Below are 20,829 nucleotides of genomic sequence, written 5' to 3'. Positions count from 1 at the left end.
AATCACTCAAGTCGTGCTTCCAGCGCAGTTAAAAACTGTTCAATACGTGCAGCGTTGGTGCCCACATCGCTGGCGCCTAGGCGGGAAGCCGAACGCATATCCACCTGCACGCCGTTCTCCAGTTCCGTTAAGCGAATGACCACGTCATCTTCAAAGCCAAACCAGAGCGTCGTCGCGGTGGCTTCTATGCGGTCATCACTAACCCTGGCAATTTGCCAACCATTTTCTTCGACTTGCGCCTGCGCTGCGGCCAGTACCCTGGGCGATGCGGCGTCTACGACCAGCGGCTCAATAGTGGGGTAGGCTGCCTGTTGCTGATCAGCGGTGGCAGTGCCGGGGTAGTCGACCGCATTAGGCGCTGCCTCACGGGCGTCGGCCAAGGCTTCAAAGGTGGGTGGGTTCTGCGTATCGGTGGTGATGTCGTGAATGGCGGGTACCTCTTGGGCGCGTTGCCAATGCTGCCAGGGCACATAAAGTAGCGCTGCGGCGCCCATTATGACTAGGCTCGCGAGCACTGCTGGTTTAAAGCGGCGAGTTAAGGCGCTGACCAACAGCGCTACCAGGCTCAACGCCACGGCGCCGCCAGCGGCATACACCCCGTTGCGCAGAAAATTAAACGCCTCGCCTAGCGAGATAAGCTCCCAACTATAAGCGGGCCCTGAGCCTGCCATCATCAGCGTTGCCGCCGCGAGTAGTAGTATACTCAGCCCCGCTAACAGCGCTGGCCAGAGGCCACCGCGGGGGCGCGTTGGGGTTGATCGGTTTGCCATGTTCGCTCCTTATCACAACGTATTCAGCTATTCTTAGCACACATATCCCGCCAACAGGTTTTTCTAACAGGTTTTTATGAATGATAACGCCATAGCGCTACGACAATTGCTGCTCAGCGCCCCGCGCGAGACACTGCCCATGACCTACCAACAGGTGGCCAGCACGCTTGGGCTTACGCCGCCACGCACTATTGCCCAGGTGACTCAGGCGTTAGAGCAGCTAATGCATGCAGACGCGGCCCAACATCAGCCCTTTATCGCCGCCTTGGTTGTCAGTCGGCGCGGTGAGCAGCTACCTGCTGCCGGTTTTTTTGAACTCGCCGTGGCACTGGGGCGTTTTCCCAAGGACCCGGCGTTACACGCTGAGGCTTATCAATGCGAGTTTCAGCGGGCCTTAAGCGTGCGCGACGACAGCGTCCCTGACGAAAGCGTGCGCGGCAAAGCTCAGCATTAAGCTTCGCCACGCTGGCCAGGTGGCTTTCGCAGCGGGTCCAGCAGTGAGCCTAGCCCGTTGTGATCAATTTCGTGCATTAAATGCAGCAAATGGCCAATCTCTCCGGCAGGAAACCCCTCACGCGCAAACCAGTTTAAGTAGGGGCCGGGAAGATCGGCGATAAGGCGCCCTTCGTACTTGCCAAAGGGCATAGTGCGAGTCACTAGCTTTTCCAAATCCTCTGGTTGCATGGCTGTTGCTCCTTTGATGTTGCCGTAACGCTGTAACACGATGACCAAATCGCCTACTGGCCAGTGCTGATAAGCTAAGCGATTGCTGGGCTCCAAGGCGGCGTCACCTATGTGTTGAACATAGCCCACCTATGCTGAACACAGCCTATGGCAAATACCGCGTGGTAGCATAAAATACTCACCACCTTATCAATTCAAGCAAGGAGAAGACCGATATGAGCCTTTCACCTTTCCATTTAGCGATTCCCGTTGACGATCTGGCCCTGGCACGGGCGTTTTATAACGATGTGTTTGGCTTGGAAGAGGGGCGTTCCAGTGAACAGTGGGTCGACTTCAATTTCTTCGGCCATCAGCTGGTGATTCATGAGCAACCAAAAACGCCTGGCCAGGCCAACGCCCACTCCAATCCTGTGGATGGGCACGACGTGCCTGTCCCGCACTTTGGCGTGATTTTAGCCTGGGAAGATTGGGAAGCGCTAGCCGAGCGTTTGAAAGCGCGGGACATACAGTTTGTCATTGAACCGTATGTTCGCTTTAAGGGCGAAGTTGGCGAGCAGGCCACTATGTTCCTACTCGACCCATGCGGGAATGCGTTGGAGTTCAAAGCGTTTAAAGGCATGGGCCAGGTGTTCGCAAAATAAGGCACTTAGTCGTTTCATGTGGATTTATTATTCATTCGCTATTTAGTGCCTCATGTTTCAGAGTGAAACCGCTAAGCTATCTATATGGTGGGAGGGAGCTTTAGTTATCTGCCTAGCGGAGATAACTCCACACTGAGTGACGAAGAGCCAAAAATAAACGCTGCGACATAAACGTTGCCAAGGAGTAGGTTAGGCCCGTAAGGCCTGCTCTTTACGCCGGTGCTGTAGCGGCGGCTCACCAAAGTAGCGTTTATAGTCGCGGCTAAACTGCGGCACGCTGCGGTAACCCACCGCTGCAGCGGCCTGATTGACGTTATGGTTATCCTGCAGCAGCAACTGCTGCGCTTTGATCAGGCGTAGCCGTTTTAAGTACTGGGCCGGCGAGGAGCGGGTGATCTGCTTAAAGTGCTGATGAAACGTAGACGCACTCATGTTCGCCTGTTGGGCGAGCTGTTCCACGCTAAAGTCATCGGCAAAGTTAGCATGCAGCTTAGAAAGCGCCTGCACGATGCGTGAGTAGTTACCGTGTCCCGTTACCAGCGCCTGTAACGCGGGGCCTTGCTCGCCTTTCAATGCTTCAAATACCACATCGCGAATACGCGCATTGCCCATGGTGCTGCACTCTACCGTATCGTGCAGCGAGTGGGCCAAACGCAGGACCGCGTCCTGCATGCCGTTGGTCATCGCCACTGCGGCCATCGGCAGAGGTGCCTGGGCGTGGTGGCCAAGATGACCCATTGCCGTGACCATCTCGCTTAACAGCGCCGGATCCAGCCGTATCGATATACCCAGCAGAGGGGCAGTGGGGGAGCCGTGAGTTTCGCACTCAAAGGGCAGCGGCAGCGTTTGGACCAGATAATGACCGGGGTCGTAATGAATTTCGCGATCACCCAGATAGCCTACTTTTTGCCCCTGCGCAATGATGATCAGGCTCGGTTCGTAGAGCAGTGGCGTACGTACCTGGTGGCGGCTTAAGCAAAGCAACGATACGCCATATAGCGGGGTTGGCGTCATGCCGTCGACCGCGACGCGGGATTTGATAACATCCGCCAGCGCATTGCCAGCCTGAGCAGTGGAAACCATGGTTGACTCTCTTAATAGCGAATAGCGAATAGCGAATAGCGAATGGCGAAGCAGCGTAACGGGTACTGCCTTGCTGGTTAGTTTACTATTTTAATCGTGATTACATAATTATGACGTTTTTATCGCTATTTTTGTTATTTTATTACATTGGTCTGGATTAATAGGCAAAAATATCGGAGCTTCGTTCATCGCTATCCCTGCCGATTAGGCCAATACTGTTGGCATACCTCGTACGCGGGGAATGATTGTTTATATTGAAGACAAGGAGCCCCATTGATGAGCCAAGCAAAATCCTACGCAGCCTTTGCCGGCGACAAGCCGTTAGCACCGTTTACCTTTGACCGTCGTCAGCCACGCCCCGATGACGTCGCCATTGAGATTCTCTACTGCGGCGTCTGCCACAGCGACCTTCACTTTGCGCGCAATGACTGGGGCATGAGCCGGTACCCGCTAGTGCCTGGCCATGAAATTGTCGGCCGGGTAACCGCTGTCGGTGACAAAGTATCGCGCTTTAAAGCCGGTGACATGGTAGGCGTTGGTTGCATGGTTGACTCATGCCGTACCTGTGCCGCCTGTAAAGATGGCGTAGAGCAGTACTGCCTGGAAGGTTTTACCATGACCTATGGCAGTGACGATCGCCAAGACGGCACCATGACCCAGGGCGGTTACTCCGACTCTATCGTGGTAAGCGAACACTTTGTGCTGCAGATGCCTGATGGCATCGATCTCGCCTCGGCAGCGCCGATTCTCTGCGCCGGTGTGACGACCTATTCGCCCCTCAAGCATCACGGCGTGGGTAAAGGCCATAAAGTGGGTGTGATCGGCATGGGCGGTCTAGGCCATATGGGCGTTAAACTGGCCAAAGCGCTGGGTGCCGAAGTCACGCTATTCACCCGCTCCGACGCCAAAGTTGAAGAAGCTAAGCGTAACGGTGCCGACCATGTCGTCGTTTCCAGCGATCAGGCGCAGATGGATGCAGTGGCTGAAACCTTCGACTTCATGCTCGACACGGTGCCCGTCCAACACGATCTTAACCCCTACCTAGCGTCGCTGAAGTATGACGGTACGCACATCATTGTCGGTCTGCTTGAGCCCATTGAGCCCGCCATTGAAGCGTTTAATCTGGTCTTCAAGCGTCGCGTAGTTGCCGGTTCGCTGATTGGTGGCATTGCTGAAACCGAAGAGCTGCTCAATCTCTGCGCTGATCAAGGCATTACCTGCGATATCGAGATGCTCGATATCAACAAGATCAATGAAGGCTTTGAGCGCATGGAGAAAGGCGATGTACGCTATCGCTTTGTGATTGATATGGCAACGCTGAAAGACACCGCTGCCTAAATGACGGATTGCTAGCTACCTAGCTAGCCACTCAGATAGGTGGCTAGCTTGAGTAAAACAAAACGGCCCGAGTCCTTTTCAGGACTCGGGCCGTTTTTCTAGCAGAATTGGGCCATTTTTCTAGGTAGTCGCTTTAGCACCTATGGCATTAGCACCTATGGCATTTCAGCTTCGCGCCTGGCGCGTAGTTTTGGCTGCCACCACCCCGGGCAATAGCATCAAGCCTGCCAGCAACCAAGCGGGCCAGCTACCCAAGCGGGTAAAAGGCGTTAAGCCGTCCATCGCATAGAATTCGCCGGTGAGCGTTGTGGTTGCAAACTGCGGCGCACGTTCAACAATGCGACCATTTGCATCAATAATCGCGGTAATGCCGTTGCTGGTGGCGCGGACCACATAGCGGCCGTTCTCTAGCGCGCGCAGGCGGGCCATCTGCAGATGCTGGTGGGGGCCAATTGAAGCCCCAAACCAGGTGTCGTTGGACACCGTAATGATAACGCCGCTATCTTGAGCGCGGCGGGCGACCAGCTGTGGGTAAATAATTTCGTAGCAGATCGCATTGCCAATGTTAACCCCGGCGGCTTGCATGGGCGTTTGCTCGTGCTCGCCTTGGGTAAAGGTCGACATGGGTAAATCAAAAAAATTAATCGCCCCGCGTAGCACGCTCTCTAGCGGCAGGTACTCACCAAAAGGCACCAGGTGTTCTTTTTGGTAGCTGCCCGTTACATTGCCCACGCCAATCATACTATTGAAGTAGCGTTCTTCTTCATCGCGCTGAACGATACCGGTTAGCAGGGCAACCTCGGGCGGCAGGTTAGCTTGCACGCGCTCAAGTACCGGGCGGGCTTGAGTTTCCATCATGGGCAGGGCGGTTTCTGGCCATACGATTAGGTCGACGTCATCGGCTACTTCGCGGGTGAGGTCGCTGTAGGTATTGGCGGCCTGGCGCTGGCCTTCCGGTGTCCACTTTGCCAGCTGCGGCAGGTTGCCTTGCAGTAGGGCGACGCGGGTGGGTTCATCCGCCGGCGTGGTCCACTGCTGGGGAAGCGCCAACGGAATCAGCCAAATAGCCGCGAGAGGGGCGAGCGCCCACCAGTGGCGGCGCAGCAATAGTTCAGCGCCGAGTGCGCCACTTAGCGCTACCAGCAGTGAGAGCAGGTAGACCCCGCCTAGGGGCGCCCAGGCGGCCAGTGGCGAGTCCACGTAACCAGACCCCAGCAGCAGCCAGGGAAAGCCGGTAAACAGGTAGGTGCGCAGCACCTCGCCCAATACCCAGGCGCCAGCAAAGCTGATAAACGCAAGCCGGGCAGAGGTGAAGCGCCGGTAAAGCCAAAAGGTGCCAGCAAAGAATAGCGCCAGAACGGTGACGAAAAGGGCGGTGAGAAAGACCGCTAATGGAACGCCGGTATAGCCATAGTCGTGAATGGACACATAGACCCAGGAAGCGCCACTGGCGAACAGCGCCACGCCATACAGCCAGCCTTTTAGCGCCGCTTGGGCGGGGGTTAACGTGTGCAGGCCAACATACAGCAAACCCATCGCCACCGGGCCCAGCCACCAAAGCTCAAACGGGGAGGCGGTTAAGGTGGTGAAGCCGCCTGCCACCAAAGCGGCAAGCAGCTGTAACAAAAACGCGGGGGGGGAACCCATAGCGATAACCTATTGACGGTAAGGAGCGAGGAAGTGGATAGCGCGGTGACAGCCAGCGGCTAGTCGGGCTTGTTCTCCTGATCGTCATCCTCTTCGTCATCACGACGACTGTCGCGATAGGCTTCGAGTAGCCGGATGCGGCGCGTATCGGCGTTGAGAATCACAAATCGCCAGCCGCCCAGCACGGTATGTTCGCCACGCCGAGGTAAGTGACCGAACTGCTGCATCACCAGGCCGCCAACGGTATCGAACTCATCATCAGAAAACTCGGTGTTAAAGCGTTCGTTGAAGTCTTCGATAGGGGTCAGCGCACGAATGGCGTAATGGTCATTCTCCATTTCGCGGATATCGTCTTCTTCGTCGGTATCGTGCTCGTCTTCGATGTCGCCGACGATTTGCTCAAGGATGTCTTCGATCGTAATAATGCCCGCGGTGCCGCCGTATTCATCGACGACAATGGCCATGTGGTTATGGGTATCGCGAAATTCTTTGAGCAGGCTGTTAAGACGTTTTGATTCAGGAATAAACATTGCCGGGCGCAGGATGTCATCGAGTTTAAAGGCATCGCGCTGGGCCTGGGTTTGGGAAAGCAGTGGGAGTAAATCTTTTACCAGTAGAATGCCTTTAATATCATCCAGGTTTTCGCCGATCACCGGGTAGCGCGAGTGGCCGGTTTCCTGAATAAGCGGCAGGTAGCCGTCGCTGGTTTGGTCTAGTGCGATGGCCGAGACCTGTGAGCGGGGAATCAGCACCTCCCGTACCTGCTGGTCGCTGATGTCCAGTGCGCCTTCGATGATCATGATGGCGTCCTGATCCAGCTTTAATTTCCCTGCGGTATGGCGTAAAAACGTCAGCAGCTCGTCCCGCGAGCTGGGTTCGTCATTGTCTCCGGAAAGGGCGCCAAAGAGTTTCTCGAGCCAGGATTTTTGATTAGGGTTGCTCGATCGGTCTTCGCTCATGCGTCAAATCTCTCGTTTGCGGGCGGACAGTTACCATCTTGTTGACTACGTCGTCAGGTAGCCGTTTTATCATTCAAGCAGTGGATGTTACCAGATTAGTTGCTACACGATTTAACGCACCCGTGATTAGATAATAAAGACGCTCAGCATTTAGTCATCATCGCTATTAGTCGCAGGCGTAGCGTTTGAGGTGCCAATGTTTTCAGCGTAATTGTCAGCATGATTTTAAGAATGATTTTAAGCATAACGTTAAGAATAGGGGTCGGGGATGTGCAGTTCGGCCAGCAGCTCGCGCTCGAACTGCTCCATCTCCTCGGCCTCCTGATCATCGATATGATCGTAGCCCATCAAATGCAAGATGCCATGCACGACCATATGGGCGTAGTGGTGCTCAAGCGGCTTGCCTTGCTCGCTGGCTTCCTTGGCGACAACGGCGTGGCAAATCACCAAATCACCGAGTAGCGGTAATTCAACACCCGGCGGGCTCTCAAAAGGAAAGGACAGCACGTTAGTGGTCTTGTCTTTGTCGCGGTAGTCGCGGTTGAGCGTCTGGCTCTCAAGCTCATCCACAAAGCGAATCGTCACTTCAAGGCGCTGATCATCAGGGTGATGCGCAAACACACAGCTCACCCAGTGGGTGAGCTGTGAAAGCGTGGGCAGCTGGGGTTCGTTGATCGCCGCCTGGCGATCAACGATGACCTCATTAACCATTCTTGAGTTAACCATGCTCGTATTAACCGTGCTCGCGTTCATCGGCTGCCTTCGCGTGCTTGCATGCGCGCATCACGCTCTTGCTGACGCGCTTCGCGCTGGGCGCGTTCTTCCACTTCTTGTTGAGACTCGAACATATCGTAAGCCTCGATAATGCGCTGAACTAACGGGTGGCGGACCACGTCTTTGGCGGCAAAGTGGGTGACGCCGATGCCTTGTGTGTCTTTCAACACGTCGAGCACTTGAATCAGCCCCGAACGCTGCCCTTTGGGTAGGTCGACCTGGGTGACGTCGCCGGTAATCACCGCGGTGGAGCCAAAGCCAATCCGGGTCAGGAACATTTTCATCTGCTCCGGGGTGGTGTTCTGGCTTTCATCCAAAATGATGTAGGAATTATTAAGCGTCCGGCCGCGCATATAGGCCAGCGGGGCGATCTCAATCACCTGGCGCTCAATCAGCTTTGCCACCTGCTCAAAACCGATCATCTCGTACAGGGCGTCGTAAAGCGGGCGCAGGTAGGGGTCGATTTTCTGGGCCAGGTCGCCGGGCAGGAAGCCAAGCTTTTCACCCGCTTCAACCGCCGGGCGCACGAGCAGAATGCGCCGCACTTCCTGCTGATTCAGCGCCTCGACCGCGGCCGCGACGGCGAGGTAGGTTTTACCCGTACCGGCGGGCCCAATGCCGAAATTGATGTCGTGCTCGCGGATGCTGGAAACATAGCGCTGCTGGTTGAGCCCGCGGGGTTTGATCATGGTGCGCGGGGTGCGCATGATCACTTCGTCACTGCCGCCGCCGCTGCCGTCGTCTTCCTCTTCCAGCGCTTCAAGCCCCGATTCCTGCAGGAAAAGGTGCACCGTATCGGCGTCAAGTTCACTCGCCGCGGTTTCGCGATAGAGGTGTTCCAACACGTTGGCGGCTGCTTTGATGCGGTTGGCAGGGCCGGCAAGCTGAAAGACATTGCCCCGGTTACGCAGCGTCACGTCCAGGCGGCTTTCAATCAGCTTCAAATGCTCGTCCTGCTGGCCGCAAAGGCTAGCAAGGCGCTGCGGATCATTCGGTTCAAGGCTTAAGGTGATGATGCGATTGGCCTGAGGTGTTGGCTGGCTCAAGAGTGGGGAACCCCGCGTTAGTGTGTGTATCGCTCAGCTTACTGCCCCACCTGAAGCGGGGCAATGATCTGTGATAAGTGAACGGTCAATAGCGTTCGGGTGAAGCAAGCTCACCGCGCAGCGAATTGGGAAATGCCTCGGTGATTTCCACATCGACAAAGTAGCCGATCAGCTCGGTGGGATTAGCCGCACGGAAGTTAACCACCCGGTTATTTTCGGTGCGCCCGGAGAGCTGGCCGGGGTCACGCGGCGAAAAGCCGTTAACCAGTACGCGTTGCGTGCTACCCACCATGCGGCGGCTAATTTGCGCGGTTTGCTGGATGATCCGCTCTTGTAAAATCGCCAGGCGCTGCTTTTTGACACTTTCCGGCGTTTCATCCGGCAGGCCAGAGGCGGGGGTGCCGGGGCGTGCGGAGTAAACGAAGCTAAACGAATGATCGAAGCCGATCTGATGAATCAGGTCCATCGTCGCCTCAAAATCCTCTTCAGTCTCGCCTGGGAAGCCGATAATGAAGTCGGAAGAGAAGCTGATATCCGGGCGATTGGCGCGAATGCGCTCCATCTTTTCGATGTACTCGGCCGCGGTATGCCCCCGCTTCATGGCGGTTAAAATGCGGTCTGAACCCGATTGCACCGGCAGGTGCAGGTGGCTCACCAGCTCGGGAATATCCGCGAAGGCGTCGACCAGGCTATCGGTAAATTCCACCGGGTGGGACGTGGTGAAACGAACACGATCAATCCCTTCGACCGCCGCCACGCAGGCAATCAGTTCGGCCAAATCAATCTCATCGCCTAGCTGGTTCTCACCACGGTAGGCGTTGACGTTCTGGCCGAGCAGGTTGACTTCACGCACGCCCTGGTCGGAAAGGTGGATGACTTCATCCATCACTGCCTCAAAGGGACGCGACACCTCTTCGCCACGGGTATACGGCACCACACAGAACGTGCAGTACTTGGAGCAGCCTTCCATAATCGACACGAACGCCGTCGCGCCATCGGAAGTGGGCTTGGGCAAGTGGTCGAACTTTTCGATTTCAGGAAACGTAACATCCACGGCGGCAATCTGGTTATTGCTACGGGCATCCAGCATGGAGGGCACGCGGTGGAGGGTTTGCGGCCCGAATACCATGTCCACATGGGGCGCTCGCTTGCGTATGGCTTCGCCTTCCTGGCTGGCCACGCAGCCACCTACGCCAATCACCAGGTTGGGGTTGGCGTCCTTGAGTTTTTTCCAGCGTCCCAGCTGATGAAACACTTTTTCCTGCGCCTTTTCGCGAATCGAGCAGGTGTTTAACAGAATAACATCGGCTTCACGCTCATTATCAGTGAGTTCGAGCTGGTGAGATTCGCCGAGCAGATCCGCCATGCGAGAGGAGTCGTACTCGTTCATTTGGCAGCCGTGCGTTTTGATGAAGAGCTTCTTCGCCATCGGTACCTGTCATCTATGAGTCGTCTGGGGGGACGAGGATGAATGTAATAGTGTCGAGCGGCTAGGCCATCGGCCGCTCTATCGTGAATAGCCGCATTATACGGACACAACCAACAGGCGGCTAGCATTGACGCGGAATCGATACTTGACCGCCACATTTCTATGAGTATACTACGCACCGTGTTTGAGCAGTTCCTCGATAGCTCAGTTGGTAGAGCAAATGACTGTTAATCATTGGGTCGCAGGTTCGAGTCCTGCTCGAGGAGCCAACCGCTAAAAGCGTTTTAGTGGCTCCATCTCATACACAGCAGCAAATGAGTGCTATCCTAATTTAGCATTGCGTCGATTTAGTATTGCGTTGTTCCTCGATAGCTCAGTTGGTAGAGCAAATGACTGTTAATCATTGGGTCGCAGGTTCGAGTCCTGCTCGAGGAGCCAAATTGCTGTTCTGCTTTTTATAGTGACCGCATAGCTCGGTAATGCAGTGCGGTAAATGTAGTTAACGTTCCCCGATAGCTCAGTTGGTAGAGCAAATGACTGTTAATCATTGGGTCGCAGGTTCGAGTCCTGCTCGGGGAGCCACTATATTTTCTACATACTAAGCTTCTACATGCTAAGCTTTTACATACCAAGTTTTTCTTCCTACCAGCTTTCAGTAGCCTGCATCAGTAAATTTTTCCTGTCTATTGCTGTTCAATGTCTGCCTTTATCTACCCGCTGCCATTAGGTACCTTGGGTGATTTTGCGTGCCCGATTGATGTATAGCTGCTTACGGTTGGCGCCTTGAGTGGCGTAAACTAGCTAGCTCATAATGCAATAACGATGTAGAAAATGACTCATTTTAGGAAGGCTATCCGTGGGCAAAGCAAACACACCCCAAGCACTTCAGGTGTTTAAGTGTTTAAGCGATGAAACGCGTTTGATGCTGGTGCTCTTGATCGCTCAAGAGCAGGAGCTGTGCGTGTGTGAAATGACCTACGCGCTGCAGGAGTCGCAGCCTAAGGTATCGCGTCACTTGGCTCAGCTGCGCCAGTGCGGGCTGTTGAGTGACCAGCGCGAAGGGCAGTGGGTGTATTACCGGCTTGCGCCGCAGCTGCCGAGCTGGACTCAGGAAATTATTCGCGCGGGCAGTCAGGGCAGTGCGGTGCAGCTAGCGGCGCTCACGCAGCGTTTAACCAAAATGGGCGATCGACCGGCACGTCTTGCCGCGCTGTGCTGAAGACCAAAAACGCCGCCCCTTGTGAAGTAGGGCGGCGTGAAGAGGGCGGCGTTTTTTTAGCTCAGCGTGTTTAGCGCTTTGCGGCTAGCCGTTGGGTCTCTTGCAAATGGGCGTAATCGAGCAGGATTTCAGCCGATTCAAGCACGTAGGCACGATCCACTTCCAGTGCCTCATCGACTTCACTGTCGCCTTCATTAGCTTGTGAGGCATCGTCGTCCTCTATGCCTTCCGCTACGCCCGCGGTGGGATCTGTCCGGGCATCCATCCACTCGTCAAGCTCTTCCATACCCAGTGCACGGCGGCGCTGGTTTTCCAGCGAGAGTTGCTCGGCTTCCCGGGCTTCCATCTCACGCTGCCGCTGCTCGCGATTTAAGCTGACGCTGGTGTGTTCCTCGCGAAGCTGACGGGCGAGGGTGGACTGGCGCTCCAGGTAGCGGAAGTTCGGGTTGTCCTCGGCGCGCGCGTCGTGCTGAGTAATTAGCCTATCCAGCACGTTTTCCGGCTCGCCATAGCGACGATACTGGACGTTCTGAACGGTGTCCCATTTCAGCGCGTTGTCGAGGCTGCTTTCGCCAATGCGTTCGGGGTCGATCAGGCTGGGGAAGGCGATATCCGGTTCAACGCCGCGGTTCTGGGTGCTAGCGCCGGAAATGCGATAAAACTTGGCACGGGTTAGCTTAATTTGCCCATGGCTCAGTTCATTAAGCGTTTGCACGGTACCTTTGCCAAACGTCTGCGTACCCAGCACCAGGCCGCGGCCATAATCCTGAATCGCGCCGGCAAAAATCTCTGAAGCGGAGGCGGATAGGCGGTTTACCAGCACGCCAAGCGGGCCGTCGTAGAGCGTGCCTGCTTCGCTGTCGCCATACAGTTGGATGCGGCCTTGTGCGTCGCGTACTTGAACAGTGGGGCCGCGATCAATAAACAGGCCGATAAGCGAGTTGGCTTCCTGCAGCGCACCGCCGCCGTTGTTGCGCAGATCGAGCACAATGCCTTCCACGCCTTCTTCTTTCAGGCGTTCAACTTCTTTAGCGACATCGCGGGTGGTACTGCGGTAGTCATCGTCACCGGCTTGCCAAGCGTCAAAGTCGACGTAGAAAGTGGGCACTTCGATAACCCCAAGACGGTGCGATTCGCCGTTGCGTTCGACTTCAATTACTTCGCTCTGAGCGGCCTGGTCTTCAAGATTTACGGTATCGCGGGTGATTTCGACGACTTGCGAGCGAGTCATATCGACCGCCTGTGCCGGTACCACGTCAAGACGTACCACCGAGCCTTTAGGACCGCGAATCAGGTCGACCACGTTGTCCAGGCGCATGCCGATCACATTAACCATCTCGCCATCTTCCTGACCAACCGCGATGATGCGATCAGCCGGTTCCAGAACACCCGCACGCTCTGCCGGGCCGCCCGGGACAAGGCTTGAGACTTTAACGTACTCACCATCTGATTGGAGCAGTGCACCAATGCCTTCTAGCGAAAGGCTCATTTGAATATCAAACGACTCGCTTTGGCGCGGGGAGAGGTAGCCAGTATGCGGGTCGATGGTGCCAGTGACCCCTGCCATCAGCACGCCAAACACGTCTTCAGGCTCGGTTTGCTCTATCCGAGTTAGCTGACCTTCATAGCGCTGGCGTAAATTGGTTTCAATCTGTTCTTCATCCTGGTCGGTTAGGGCGAGCGTCAGCGCATCGTTTTTGAGACGTTTGCGCCATAGCTCATCCAGTTCGCTTTGCCGGGTAGCCCATTGCGCATCTTCTCGGTCAATTTCTAAGCGCTCGTTGTTATCAAAGTCAAAGTCGAGTCCTTCATCAAGCTGAGCCAATGACCACTCGGTACGATTACGCTGGCGCTCACTGAAGGTGTTATACAGTGCGAATAGTTCATCCAAATCACCGTCGAAGATAGCGTCTGCCATGCCGGATTCTAAGTGACGGTAGGGTTCGATATCGCTGCGTAACAGGTAGGCGCGTTGACCATCAAGAATATCCAGATAGCGTTGGAAGGCATCCTGCGACCAAGCGTCATCAAAATTAATATCAGCATAGTGGCCATAGCGGAGTGAATCCGCAATTTCCACTGACGCCTGGCGTTGTTCGTTAGTCGGCTCAAGTTGCGCTAGTGCTGCTGGGCTGGTAATGACCAGCATCACAGCCAGGGCGACCGAACGCGAAAGCGTTGCAAACAAGCTCATCAGTCAAGCTCTCCCGGTTTTGTGTACACTCATTCTTCCCTAGACCCGCATTTGAACCATGAGTTGCGTAGGCCGAGGAAGTATTGTAGCAGGTCACCTGCGCTATGAGACTCAATCATTACTGTTACGAGGATTTCCATGTCCGAGATTTTTAACGCAGAGCGTTTAACGCGTCTATGCGATTTTCTACGCCAATCCCCGACCCCATGGCATGCCGCACATAATATGGCCGCGCGATTGGAGCAAGCCGGTTTTCAGCGCTTGGAAGAGACGGCAAATTGGCAGCTAACGCCGGGCAAGCGCTACTACGTTACGCGTAATGACTCGGCGTTGATCGCCTTTCAGCTGCCGGCATCTGAATTAACCGGGCTGCGTATGATCGGTGCCCATACCGATAGCCCTGGGCTGCATCTAAAACCCAATGCGACGCAGCGCTCAGCTGGCTGGTTGCAGCTCGGTGTGCAGGTATACGGCGGCGTGATGCTAGCGCCGTGGTTTGACCGCGACCTTGGCTTGGCCGGCCGAGTGCATGTGCGCCATGGCGATGGGAGCTTGGAAAGCGTATTGCTCAATGTTGACCGACCCATCGCGATGGTGCCGAGCCTGGCTATTCACCTTGACCGTGACGTGAACAATGGGCGGGAGATTAACCCGCAGACCCAGATGGCGCCGGTGCTGATGCAGAGCGAGTCGGCGACGTTAAACGAGCTGGTGGCCCAGTGGCTACAAGAGCAGCACGGCCTGCGGGCGGTGGACGTGGTCGACTTTGAATTAGGGTTTTACGATGTTCAGCCGCCATCGCTGGTCGGTGTTAAGCAAGAGCTGGTGGCCAGTGCCCGGCTGGATAACCTGCTCTCCTGCTTTATTGGCTTAGAGGCGCTGCTGGATTGCGATGGTAGTCAAGGCGCTTTGCTGGTCGCCAATGACCACGAAGAGGTGGGCAGCGCCAGCGCCTGTGGCGCCCAAGGTCCGTTCTTGGCGGACGTGCTAACGCGTATTAATGGCCAAGTAGGCAAGGGGGGCGAAAAGGGTAGTGAGGAGTCGCTGATTCAGTTGATTCAGTCATCGCTGATGATTTCTTGCGATAATGCCCACGCCTTGCACCCTAACTTCCGCGATAAGCACGATGAGCAACATGGCCCGGCGCTTAACGGCGGCCCGGTGATCAAAGTGAATGCGAGCCAGCGCTACGCCACTAATAGCGTCACCGGCGCCCTGTTTCGCGATGTATGTCGCGAGGCAGACGTGCCAGTGCAGTCGTTTGTCACCCGCGCGGACATGGGTTGCGGAAGCACCATAGGCCCCATCACCAGCACGGAAGTTGGCGTACCCACCATTGATGTCGGCGTGCCCCAGTGGGCGATGCACTCGATTCGGGAGACCGCAGGTACTAACGATGTGGAGTATCTAACCCGCGCGCTGGTGGGATTCTTAAACCGTGAAAGGTTAAGCTGATTCCGCACACAAGCAAAAAGCCCGCTGACGAATCAGCGGGCTTTTCTGTACTGCTTGAATGCGCTTGGTGGCTACGCCCTGATTTGAACAGGGGACCCCATCATTATGAGTGATGTGCTCTAACCAGCTGAGCTACGTAGCCTTTAACGGAAGCGCATAATACGCATCCGCTATTGCGTCGTCAAGCCTGCCGCTGACGTTATCCGGGCGCCATTTGAAGGACATTGCCTTGAAGGACACTGCCTTGAAGGAGATTGCCTTGAAGGACGCTGTCTTTAGTATTCTTGATCAGCGCTCTTCCAGTGGTAACCATTCGATGGCTGGCCTAATCACGTCCTGGTAATTGCGGATTCGCTGTACGTAGTGCACTGGCTCGTAGCCCCGGGCATAGCCATAGCGGGTCTGCGGGTAATAGCGCTTGTCGGCTTTGAGCGGCAGCACCTCTTTCATGTCTTCCCAGGAGTTGGGGTCTTTGCCCAGCTCGCGGGCCAGCTGCTGGGCGTCCAGCACGTGACCGCGGCCAATGTTGTAGCTTGCCAGGGCCAGGTAGGTGCGATCCGGTTCGGGCAGTGTGTCGGGCAGGCGCTCATGGCGATCGGCAAGATAGCGGGCGCCGCCGTCAATGGCCGCTGCGGGGTCAAGACGATTATCCACCCCCAGCGATTGGGCGGTGTTCTGGGTCAGCATCATAATGCCGCGCACGCCGGTCGGTGAAACCGCCTGCGGGTCCCAATGCGACTCCTGGTAGGCGAGAGAGGCTAAAAGATCGGCGGGCATGCCCGTCTCGTCCTCGGCCTGCAAAAAGAGTTGGAGGTAGGCAGGCAGGCGCTCGTCGATGCGTTGGTTGAGCGCACGTAGGTCAACAAAATCGAACTCGCTGATATAGGCGTAGTAACGCTGGTTGACTGCCGTGATGCTGGCCTGCCCCTCGGTGCTGGCCATCCATTGGTCGGCCCTCTCGGCGAGTGGCCGTTGTCCGGCGGGTAAATACCAGCCGAGGCGATCACCGCTGGTGAGGTTCATAGCGACTTCGAGATGCGGGAAATGGCGGCGCACTGTGCGCACTATATTGGAGTCGGCCAAGGTACAGTCGATACGCTTTTCGGCCACTTCGGTCAGCAGCATCTCAGTGGTGCGAGAATCCTCCTCGAAGGCGATGCCGGTGTACTGGTTGACCAGGCTCTGGAGCTTTGCTGCGTAGCTAGAGTCTGCTGTGACGTGGATGTCGATCCCAGCCATTTCCTCTACTTGGCGTGGCAGCGGGCGCATGTCGCGGTGGCAGACTAATTGCTCGACGATATCGGTATGGGTAGGCCCACGGTGGAAGTGTTCATCGCGGGAAGGGAGGTGGGTTAAGCCGGCGGCGGCGAGCTGTACCTTGCCCGCCTTCAAGGCTTGAAGCACCTCGGCAGTCGACGCTAGCAGTGTCCATTCGACCTGCCAGTCGTGGGCGTCGGCGAAGGCTTCAACCAAGTCATGCTCCGGTCCGGCTGGCTCACCATCTCGATCGAGAAAATAAGTGGTGGCGCTGTTGCGGGTAGCCACCTGGAGCGTCCCACCCGGTTCGGGCGGGTCGACCTGGGTAGCGGTCGATTCGCTGGAGTCGCAGCCCGAGAGCATGGTTAGCGCCAACAGCATAACGGCGAGCTTCAGGCGGGATCGGGACACTAGGCGATAGGGTTGAAATAAAGGCATTTATTAACCTTAGCAGGCTTTTACGCTGCCAGTAAGGCAGCGTTTAAACGCTCTAGGGACGCCTGTAGGTTGCCAAGCCTGGTTAGTGACGCATCGACTAGTTACACATTGAAACGGAAGTGCACGACATCGCCATCTTTGACAATGTAGTCCTTGCCTTCCAAGCGCCACTTGCCGGCATCTTTGGCGCCTTGTTCACCGCCGAGCGATACAAAGTCGTCATAGGCGACCACTTCGGCACGGATAAAACCTTTTTGGAAGTCGGTGTGGATCACGCCCGCCGCTTCCGGGGCCGTAGCGCCCTGTTTCACGGTCCAGGCGCGCACTTCTTTTACGCCGGCGGTGAAGTAGGTTTGCAGGCCCAGTAGCGAGTAACCGGCGCGAATGACGCGATCCAGGCCTGGCTCGTCCATGCCCATTTCGCTTAGGAACATGGCGCGTTCTTCGTCATCCAGCTCGGCGATTTCTGCTTCCAGCTGGTTGCAGACGGGCACCACCAGCGCGCCTTCCTCGGCGGCAATTTCATTGACAATATCCAGGTAAGGATTGTTCTCAAAACCGTCTTCATTGACGTTGGCAATGTACATGGTCGGCTTTAGGGTTAAAAAGCCAAAGCTTTTCACCTGGCGCTGCTCTTCTTCGCTCAAGCCAAAGCTACGCAGCGGCATGCCTTCCGCCACGTGGGGCTGAATGCGATCGAGAATCGCCTTGGTTGCAATCGCCTCTTTGTCACCGCCTTTCACCGAGCGAACCAGACGTTGGCTGGCTTTTTCGACAGTGTCCAGGTCGACCAGCGCCAGCTCGATGTTGATTGTTTCGATGTCCGCCCGGGGGTCGATCTGGTTAGCCACGTGGATAACGTTGTCGTTGTCAAAGCAGCGCACCACATGGGCGATGGCTTGGGTCTCGCGAATGTTGGCCAGAAACTTATTGCCCAAGCCTTCGCCTTTGGAAGCGCCGGCGACCAAGCCAGCAATATCGACAAACTCCATGGTGGTCGGCAGTACTTTTTGCGGCTTGACGATCTCGGCGAGCTTCTCAAGCCGTGGATCCGGCATCGGTACGATACCTACGTTCGGCTCAATGGTGCAGAACGGGAAGTTTTCTGCATCGATGCCTGACTTGGTCAGGGCATTAAATAACGTGGACTTGCCGACGTTGGGCAGACCGACAATGCCGCAATTGAAACCCATAAAAATGTTCCTGAAGATAAGTTGCTAAGAAAAGTGCTCAATAATACGTGTTTGAAAATAGCGCGTGAGGCGTAAAAGTAGCAACCATTCTACGAGATGCGCTTGCGGCCAGCCACCGGCTGGCGGCGCCAGTTTTCAAAATAGCTTATTCCGGCTTAAGGCTGTGTAACTGATTCATGGCTTTGGCCCAGTCGCCCGCGAGCGCCAGCGGCAGTGTGGCGATGCATTCATCCAGGGCGCGGACAATGACTTCTAGCTCGGTTTTGCCGGGCCGTCCCAGTACGTAATTGGTGACTTGGCGAGCTTCGCCGGGGTGGCCAATGCCGAGCCGTAAACGGTGAAAGGTCTGATCGCCTAGCGCACTGATGATGTCGCGCAGGCCATTGTGGCCGCCGTGCCCGCCGCCGGTTTTATAGCGTGCCTGGCCGGGTGGCAGGTCGAGTTCATCGTGGGCCACGAGTAGATTGTCGGGGCTAAGCTTGAAGAACTGGGTCAGCGCGGCTACCGCTGCGCCACTACGGTTCATAAAGGTGGCGGGGTTAAGCAAGTGCAGCTCATGGTCGCCGATACGCACTTTTGCGTAGTGGCCGAAAAATTTCTTTTCTGGTCGCAGCTCTGCATGGGCGCTACGCGCAATCGCGTCTACCAGCCAAAAGCCCGCATTATGGCGTGTGGCTTGGTACTCTGCGCCGGGGTTACCTAGTCCAATAATGGCTTTTACCTGGCTCATCTTCCCACCTCATACAAAATTTCCAGGAGAAATAACGTCCTCCTATCAGCGTCGGCCACAAAAAAAATCAAGCGCCGAAGCGCTTGATTTTAACCTCATACTAGCATCACAAGGGGCATGCGACCATGGCCCGAGTAGAGTGCTATATATAGGGTGCTTACTCGGCGCTACCGCCTTCTTCGCCTTCGCTTTCGCCTTCTTCGTCTTCATCAACACGTACTTTTACTTTCGTGATGCTGAGCACGGCGTTGTCGTGTTCTTCACCATGGGCCAGGTCAACCGAGGTGACGCCGGCTGGCAGGGTAAGATCGGACAAGTGCAGCGTAGTACTGAGTTCGACCGCGCTGATATCGATTTCCAGATAGTCAGGCAGGTCTTTCGGCAAGCAGCTGATCGCCACTTCGTTGGCCATTACGTGTAGCTCGCCGCCCTGGTCTTTAATGCCGACACACGCTTCTTCGCCTGTTACGTGCAGGGGCACGCTCATGTTGATTTCGTGCGTTGCATCAACGCGCAAGAAATCAGCGTGAATCAGTAACGGCTTGAACGGGTGGCGCTGAAGGTCACGCACAACCACTTGCTCTTCTTTGCCTTCGATCATCAGTTTGATGACAGAAGAGAAGAAAGACTCGTCTTCAATCGCTTTGTAGAAAGCGGTTTTTTCGACAGAGATAGACTGCGCGCCTTTTTCACCACCGTATACAACGGCGGGTACTTGCTGGTTCGCACGACGCAGGCGGCGGCTCGCACCTTTCCCCAGGTCATTACGAACGATGGCGTTTAGAATAAAATCAGACATGGAATTGCCTCTTAGTTTAAGTAAGGAAGACGCCGCCGACCGCGACCAGACGACGACGTTTCCGTGGCCCCAAAAGGGGGCTGTATCGTCAGCGAATTAGTGGAACATTGCGCTAACTGATTCTTCGTTGCTGACCCGGCGAATCGCTTCTGCGATCAGGCCAGCAACGCTCAACTGACGAATTTTGCCGCTACGGCGTGCCGTGTCGGAAAGCGGGATGGTGTCGGTCACCACCACTTCGTCAAGTACAGAGTTAGTAATATTATCGACGGCCGGGCCGGATAAAATCGGGTGGGTGGCGTAAGCCACCACACGTTTGGCGCCGTGCGCTTTGAGTGCTTCACCCGCTTTGCAAAGGGTGCCTGCGGTGTCGATCATGTCGTCGACCACCACGCAGGTACGGCCTTCAATCTCGCCAATGATGTGCATTACCTGGGCTTGGTTAGCCTGGGGGCGACGCTTGTCGATAATGGCGAGATCGGCATTTAGCTGTTTAGCAATTGCGCGGGCGCGCACAACGCCCCCCACATCAGGCGACACTACTACGAGGTCGCTGTAATTCTGACGTTCGATATCGTCCAGCAGAATGGGCGAGCCGTAGACGTTGTCGACCGGGACATCAAAGAAGCCCTGGATCTGATCGGCGTGTAGATCCATGGTCATCACTCGGTCAACGCCTGCCTTGACCATCATGTCCGCGACCACTTTGGCGGAAATCGGCACGCGGGCGGAGCGCACGCGGCGATCCTGACGGGCGTAGCCAAAGTAGGGCAGCACCGCGGTAATGCGAGTTGCCGAGGCACGACGCAGCGCGTCGACCATCAGAATCAACTCCATCAAATTGTCATTTGTCGGTGCACAGGTGGATTGCAGAATGAACACATCCTTACCGCGCACGTTCTCATTGATCTCGACTGCGATTTCACCGTCGCTGAATTGACCCACCGTCGCGTTACCCATACGGCTGTCTAAGCTCTCGGCAATTTTTTGAGCGAGTGCGGGATTAGCATTCCCGGCGAAAACCATCAATTTTGACACGCGCAGCCACCTTTGCAGTGTTGGGAATCAGGGGGAAAAACGCAGGCCATTGTTGGGTTGGCTGGGGTACCAGGATTCGAACCTGGGAATGCCGCTACCAAAAAGCGGTGCCTTACCACTTGGCGATACCCCAGC

Annotated in this window: 19 protein-coding genes and 5 tRNA genes; 8 read left to right on the top strand and 16 right to left on the bottom strand. The window is 55.9% G+C overall.

The window, feature by feature from the left end:
- Nucleotides 1–2: 2 nt before the first annotated feature.
- Nucleotides 3–770 carry a DUF1499 domain-containing protein gene (locus HVA01_RS04145; RefSeq protein ID WP_146873267.1) on the bottom strand — a complete coding sequence of 256 codons (768 nt, stop codon included), beginning with the start codon at nucleotides 768–770 and terminating at the stop codon, nucleotides 3–5.
- Between the two features lie 76 nt (nucleotides 771–846).
- Between HVA01_RS04145 and HVA01_RS04140 the strand changes: the two genes are divergently transcribed.
- A complete protein-coding gene (locus HVA01_RS04140) occupies nucleotides 847–1,224 on the top strand; it encodes a hypothetical protein (RefSeq protein WP_146873266.1) in 378 nt (125 codons plus the stop codon).
- Here HVA01_RS04140 and HVA01_RS04135 read toward each other — a convergent pair.
- A complete protein-coding gene (locus HVA01_RS04135) occupies nucleotides 1,221–1,454 on the bottom strand; it encodes a DUF3820 family protein (protein WP_146873265.1) in 234 nt (77 codons plus the stop codon). The two genes, HVA01_RS04140 and HVA01_RS04135, sit on opposite strands and share 4 nt — an antisense overlap.
- A 215-nt stretch (nucleotides 1,455–1,669) precedes the next feature.
- On the opposite strand from HVA01_RS04135, the gene HVA01_RS04130 reads away from it, so the two are divergent.
- On the top strand, nucleotides 1,670–2,095 hold the full coding sequence (locus HVA01_RS04130) for a VOC family protein (protein ID WP_146873264.1): 426 nt from the start codon (nucleotides 1,670–1,672) through the stop codon (nucleotides 2,093–2,095).
- Nucleotides 2,096–2,284: 189 nt separating this feature from the next.
- On the opposite strand, the gene HVA01_RS04125 is transcribed toward HVA01_RS04130, so the two are convergent.
- The gene (locus HVA01_RS04125; RefSeq protein WP_146873263.1) at nucleotides 2,285–3,178 is read right to left on the bottom strand and encodes an AraC family transcriptional regulator; all 894 of its coding nucleotides are present in this window, start codon (nucleotides 3,176–3,178) and stop codon (nucleotides 2,285–2,287) included.
- 276 nt (nucleotides 3,179–3,454) lie between these two features.
- On the opposite strand from HVA01_RS04125, the gene HVA01_RS04120 reads away from it, so the two are divergent.
- Entirely contained in the window at nucleotides 3,455–4,516 is a 1,062-nt protein-coding gene (locus tag HVA01_RS04120; RefSeq protein WP_146873262.1) for an NAD(P)-dependent alcohol dehydrogenase, read from the top strand.
- A gap of 165 nt (nucleotides 4,517–4,681) precedes the next feature.
- Here HVA01_RS04120 and lnt read toward each other — a convergent pair whose 3' ends face one another.
- The 5 genes from lnt to miaB form a co-directional block, all read right to left on the bottom strand.
- On the bottom strand, nucleotides 4,682–6,163 hold the full coding sequence (gene lnt / locus HVA01_RS04115) for an apolipoprotein N-acyltransferase (RefSeq protein WP_146873261.1): 1,482 nt from the start codon (nucleotides 6,161–6,163) through the stop codon (nucleotides 4,682–4,684).
- 59 nt (nucleotides 6,164–6,222) lie between these two features.
- Complete coding sequence (locus tag HVA01_RS04110) at nucleotides 6,223–7,122, bottom strand: CorC family transporter (protein ID WP_146873260.1); 900 nt, start codon at nucleotides 7,120–7,122, stop codon at nucleotides 6,223–6,225.
- Nucleotides 7,123–7,371: 249 nt separating this feature from the next.
- On the bottom strand, nucleotides 7,372–7,848 hold the full coding sequence (ybeY, locus tag HVA01_RS04105; protein ID WP_246129451.1) for an rRNA maturation RNase YbeY: 477 nt from the start codon (nucleotides 7,846–7,848) through the stop codon (nucleotides 7,372–7,374).
- Between the two features lie 23 nt (nucleotides 7,849–7,871).
- Nucleotides 7,872–8,942: a PhoH family protein gene (locus tag HVA01_RS04100; RefSeq protein WP_146873259.1), complete on the bottom strand. Its 1,071-nt coding sequence runs from the start codon at nucleotides 8,940–8,942 to the stop codon at nucleotides 7,872–7,874.
- 85 nt (nucleotides 8,943–9,027) lie between these two features.
- Entirely contained in the window at nucleotides 9,028–10,371 is a 1,344-nt protein-coding gene (gene miaB / locus HVA01_RS04095) for a tRNA (N6-isopentenyl adenosine(37)-C2)-methylthiotransferase MiaB (protein ID WP_146873258.1), read from the bottom strand.
- Nucleotides 10,372–10,564: 193 nt separating this feature from the next.
- Between miaB and HVA01_RS04090 the strand changes: the two genes are divergently transcribed.
- The 4 genes from HVA01_RS04090 (at nucleotide 10,565) to HVA01_RS04075 (ending at nucleotide 11,590) form a co-directional block, all read left to right on the top strand.
- Nucleotides 10,565–10,640: transfer RNA gene (locus tag HVA01_RS04090), tRNA-Asn, on the top strand.
- 93 nt (nucleotides 10,641–10,733) lie between these two features.
- Nucleotides 10,734–10,809 (top strand) — tRNA-Asn (locus HVA01_RS04085).
- A 68-nt stretch (nucleotides 10,810–10,877) separates the two neighbouring features.
- A tRNA-Asn gene (locus tag HVA01_RS04080) sits at nucleotides 10,878–10,953 on the top strand.
- A 274-nt stretch (nucleotides 10,954–11,227) separates the two neighbouring features.
- Nucleotides 11,228–11,590, top strand: coding sequence for a metalloregulator ArsR/SmtB family transcription factor (locus tag HVA01_RS04075; protein ID WP_146873257.1), 363 nt, complete (start codon nucleotides 11,228–11,230; stop codon nucleotides 11,588–11,590).
- Between the two features lie 70 nt (nucleotides 11,591–11,660).
- On the opposite strand, the gene HVA01_RS04070 is transcribed toward HVA01_RS04075, so the two are convergent.
- Nucleotides 11,661–13,784 carry a carboxy terminal-processing peptidase gene (locus tag HVA01_RS04070; protein WP_146873256.1) on the bottom strand — a complete coding sequence of 708 codons (2,124 nt, stop codon included), beginning with the start codon at nucleotides 13,782–13,784 and terminating at the stop codon, nucleotides 11,661–11,663.
- Between the two features lie 138 nt (nucleotides 13,785–13,922).
- On the opposite strand from HVA01_RS04070, the gene HVA01_RS04065 reads away from it, so the two are divergent.
- Nucleotides 13,923–15,239: a M18 family aminopeptidase gene (locus HVA01_RS04065; protein WP_146873255.1), complete on the top strand. Its 1,317-nt coding sequence runs from the start codon at nucleotides 13,923–13,925 to the stop codon at nucleotides 15,237–15,239.
- A 65-nt stretch (nucleotides 15,240–15,304) separates the two neighbouring features.
- Here HVA01_RS04065 and HVA01_RS04060 read toward each other — a convergent pair.
- From HVA01_RS04060 to HVA01_RS04030, 7 genes are all read right to left on the bottom strand, one after another.
- A tRNA-Met gene (locus HVA01_RS04060) sits at nucleotides 15,305–15,381 on the bottom strand.
- A gap of 146 nt (nucleotides 15,382–15,527) precedes the next feature.
- Complete coding sequence (gene mltF / locus HVA01_RS04055) at nucleotides 15,528–16,934, bottom strand: membrane-bound lytic murein transglycosylase MltF (RefSeq protein WP_246129449.1); 1,407 nt, start codon at nucleotides 16,932–16,934, stop codon at nucleotides 15,528–15,530.
- Nucleotides 16,935–17,035: 101 nt separating this feature from the next.
- Complete coding sequence (gene ychF, locus HVA01_RS04050; RefSeq protein ID WP_146873254.1) at nucleotides 17,036–18,127, bottom strand: redox-regulated ATPase YchF; 1,092 nt, start codon at nucleotides 18,125–18,127, stop codon at nucleotides 17,036–17,038.
- Between the two features lie 145 nt (nucleotides 18,128–18,272).
- A complete protein-coding gene (pth, locus tag HVA01_RS04045; RefSeq protein WP_146873253.1) occupies nucleotides 18,273–18,857 on the bottom strand; it encodes an aminoacyl-tRNA hydrolase in 585 nt (194 codons plus the stop codon).
- Nucleotides 18,858–19,014: 157 nt separating this feature from the next.
- Nucleotides 19,015–19,656 (bottom strand): 50S ribosomal protein L25/general stress protein Ctc, encoded by a 642-nt coding sequence (locus HVA01_RS04040; RefSeq protein WP_146873252.1) that lies wholly within the window; start codon nucleotides 19,654–19,656, stop codon nucleotides 19,015–19,017.
- Between the two features lie 96 nt (nucleotides 19,657–19,752).
- Complete coding sequence (locus HVA01_RS04035) at nucleotides 19,753–20,694, bottom strand: ribose-phosphate pyrophosphokinase (protein WP_174787756.1); 942 nt, start codon at nucleotides 20,692–20,694, stop codon at nucleotides 19,753–19,755.
- Nucleotides 20,695–20,752: 58 nt separating this feature from the next.
- Nucleotides 20,753–20,827: transfer RNA gene (locus HVA01_RS04030), tRNA-Gln, on the bottom strand.
- Nucleotides 20,828–20,829 lie beyond the last annotated feature (2 nt).

Origin of the sequence: Halovibrio variabilis, from assembly GCF_007991175.1 — a bacterium.
Classification (GTDB): Bacteria; Pseudomonadota; Gammaproteobacteria; order Pseudomonadales; family Halomonadaceae; genus Vreelandella; species Vreelandella variabilis.
The sequence above is the reverse complement of the archived record's forward strand: the minus strand, read 5'-3'. Positions and strand labels throughout refer to the sequence as shown.

Excerpts from the sequence above, each read along its gene's own strand:
- HVA01_RS04120 (WP_146873262.1), top strand. The coding sequence starts at position 3,455 with ATGAGCCAAGCAAAATCCTACGCAGCCTTTGCCGGCGACAAGCCGTTA.
- HVA01_RS04130 (WP_146873264.1), top strand. The coding sequence starts at position 1,670 with ATGAGCCTTTCACCTTTCCATTTAGCGATTCCCGTTGACGATCTGGCC.
- HVA01_RS04110 (WP_146873260.1), bottom strand. The coding sequence starts at position 7,122 with ATGAGCGAAGACCGATCGAGCAACCCTAATCAAAAATCCTGGCTCGAG.
- HVA01_RS04135 (WP_146873265.1), bottom strand. The coding sequence starts at position 1,454 with ATGCAACCAGAGGATTTGGAAAAGCTAGTGACTCGCACTATGCCCTTT.
- mltF (WP_246129449.1), bottom strand. The coding sequence starts at position 16,934 with ATGCCTTTATTTCAACCCTATCGCCTAGTGTCCCGATCCCGCCTGAAG.
- HVA01_RS04140 (WP_146873266.1), top strand. The coding sequence starts at position 847 with ATGAATGATAACGCCATAGCGCTACGACAATTGCTGCTCAGCGCCCCG.
- HVA01_RS04065 (WP_146873255.1), top strand. The coding sequence starts at position 13,923 with ATGTCCGAGATTTTTAACGCAGAGCGTTTAACGCGTCTATGCGATTTT.
- pth (WP_146873253.1), bottom strand. The coding sequence starts at position 18,857 with ATGAGCCAGGTAAAAGCCATTATTGGACTAGGTAACCCCGGCGCAGAG.
- ychF (WP_146873254.1), bottom strand. The coding sequence starts at position 18,127 with ATGGGTTTCAATTGCGGCATTGTCGGTCTGCCCAACGTCGGCAAGTCC.
- HVA01_RS04125 (WP_146873263.1), bottom strand. The coding sequence starts at position 3,178 with ATGGTTTCCACTGCTCAGGCTGGCAATGCGCTGGCGGATGTTATCAAA.
- ybeY (WP_246129451.1), bottom strand. The coding sequence starts at position 7,848 with ATGGTTAACTCAAGAATGGTTAATGAGGTCATCGTTGATCGCCAGGCG.
- miaB (WP_146873258.1), bottom strand. The coding sequence starts at position 10,371 with ATGGCGAAGAAGCTCTTCATCAAAACGCACGGCTGCCAAATGAACGAG.
- HVA01_RS04145 (WP_146873267.1), bottom strand. The coding sequence starts at position 770 with ATGGCAAACCGATCAACCCCAACGCGCCCCCGCGGTGGCCTCTGGCCA.
- HVA01_RS04040 (WP_146873252.1), bottom strand. The coding sequence starts at position 19,656 with ATGTCTGATTTTATTCTAAACGCCATCGTTCGTAATGACCTGGGGAAA.
- lnt (WP_146873261.1), bottom strand. The coding sequence starts at position 6,163 with ATGGGTTCCCCCCCCGCGTTTTTGTTACAGCTGCTTGCCGCTTTGGTG.
- HVA01_RS04070 (WP_146873256.1), bottom strand. The coding sequence starts at position 13,784 with ATGAGCTTGTTTGCAACGCTTTCGCGTTCGGTCGCCCTGGCTGTGATG.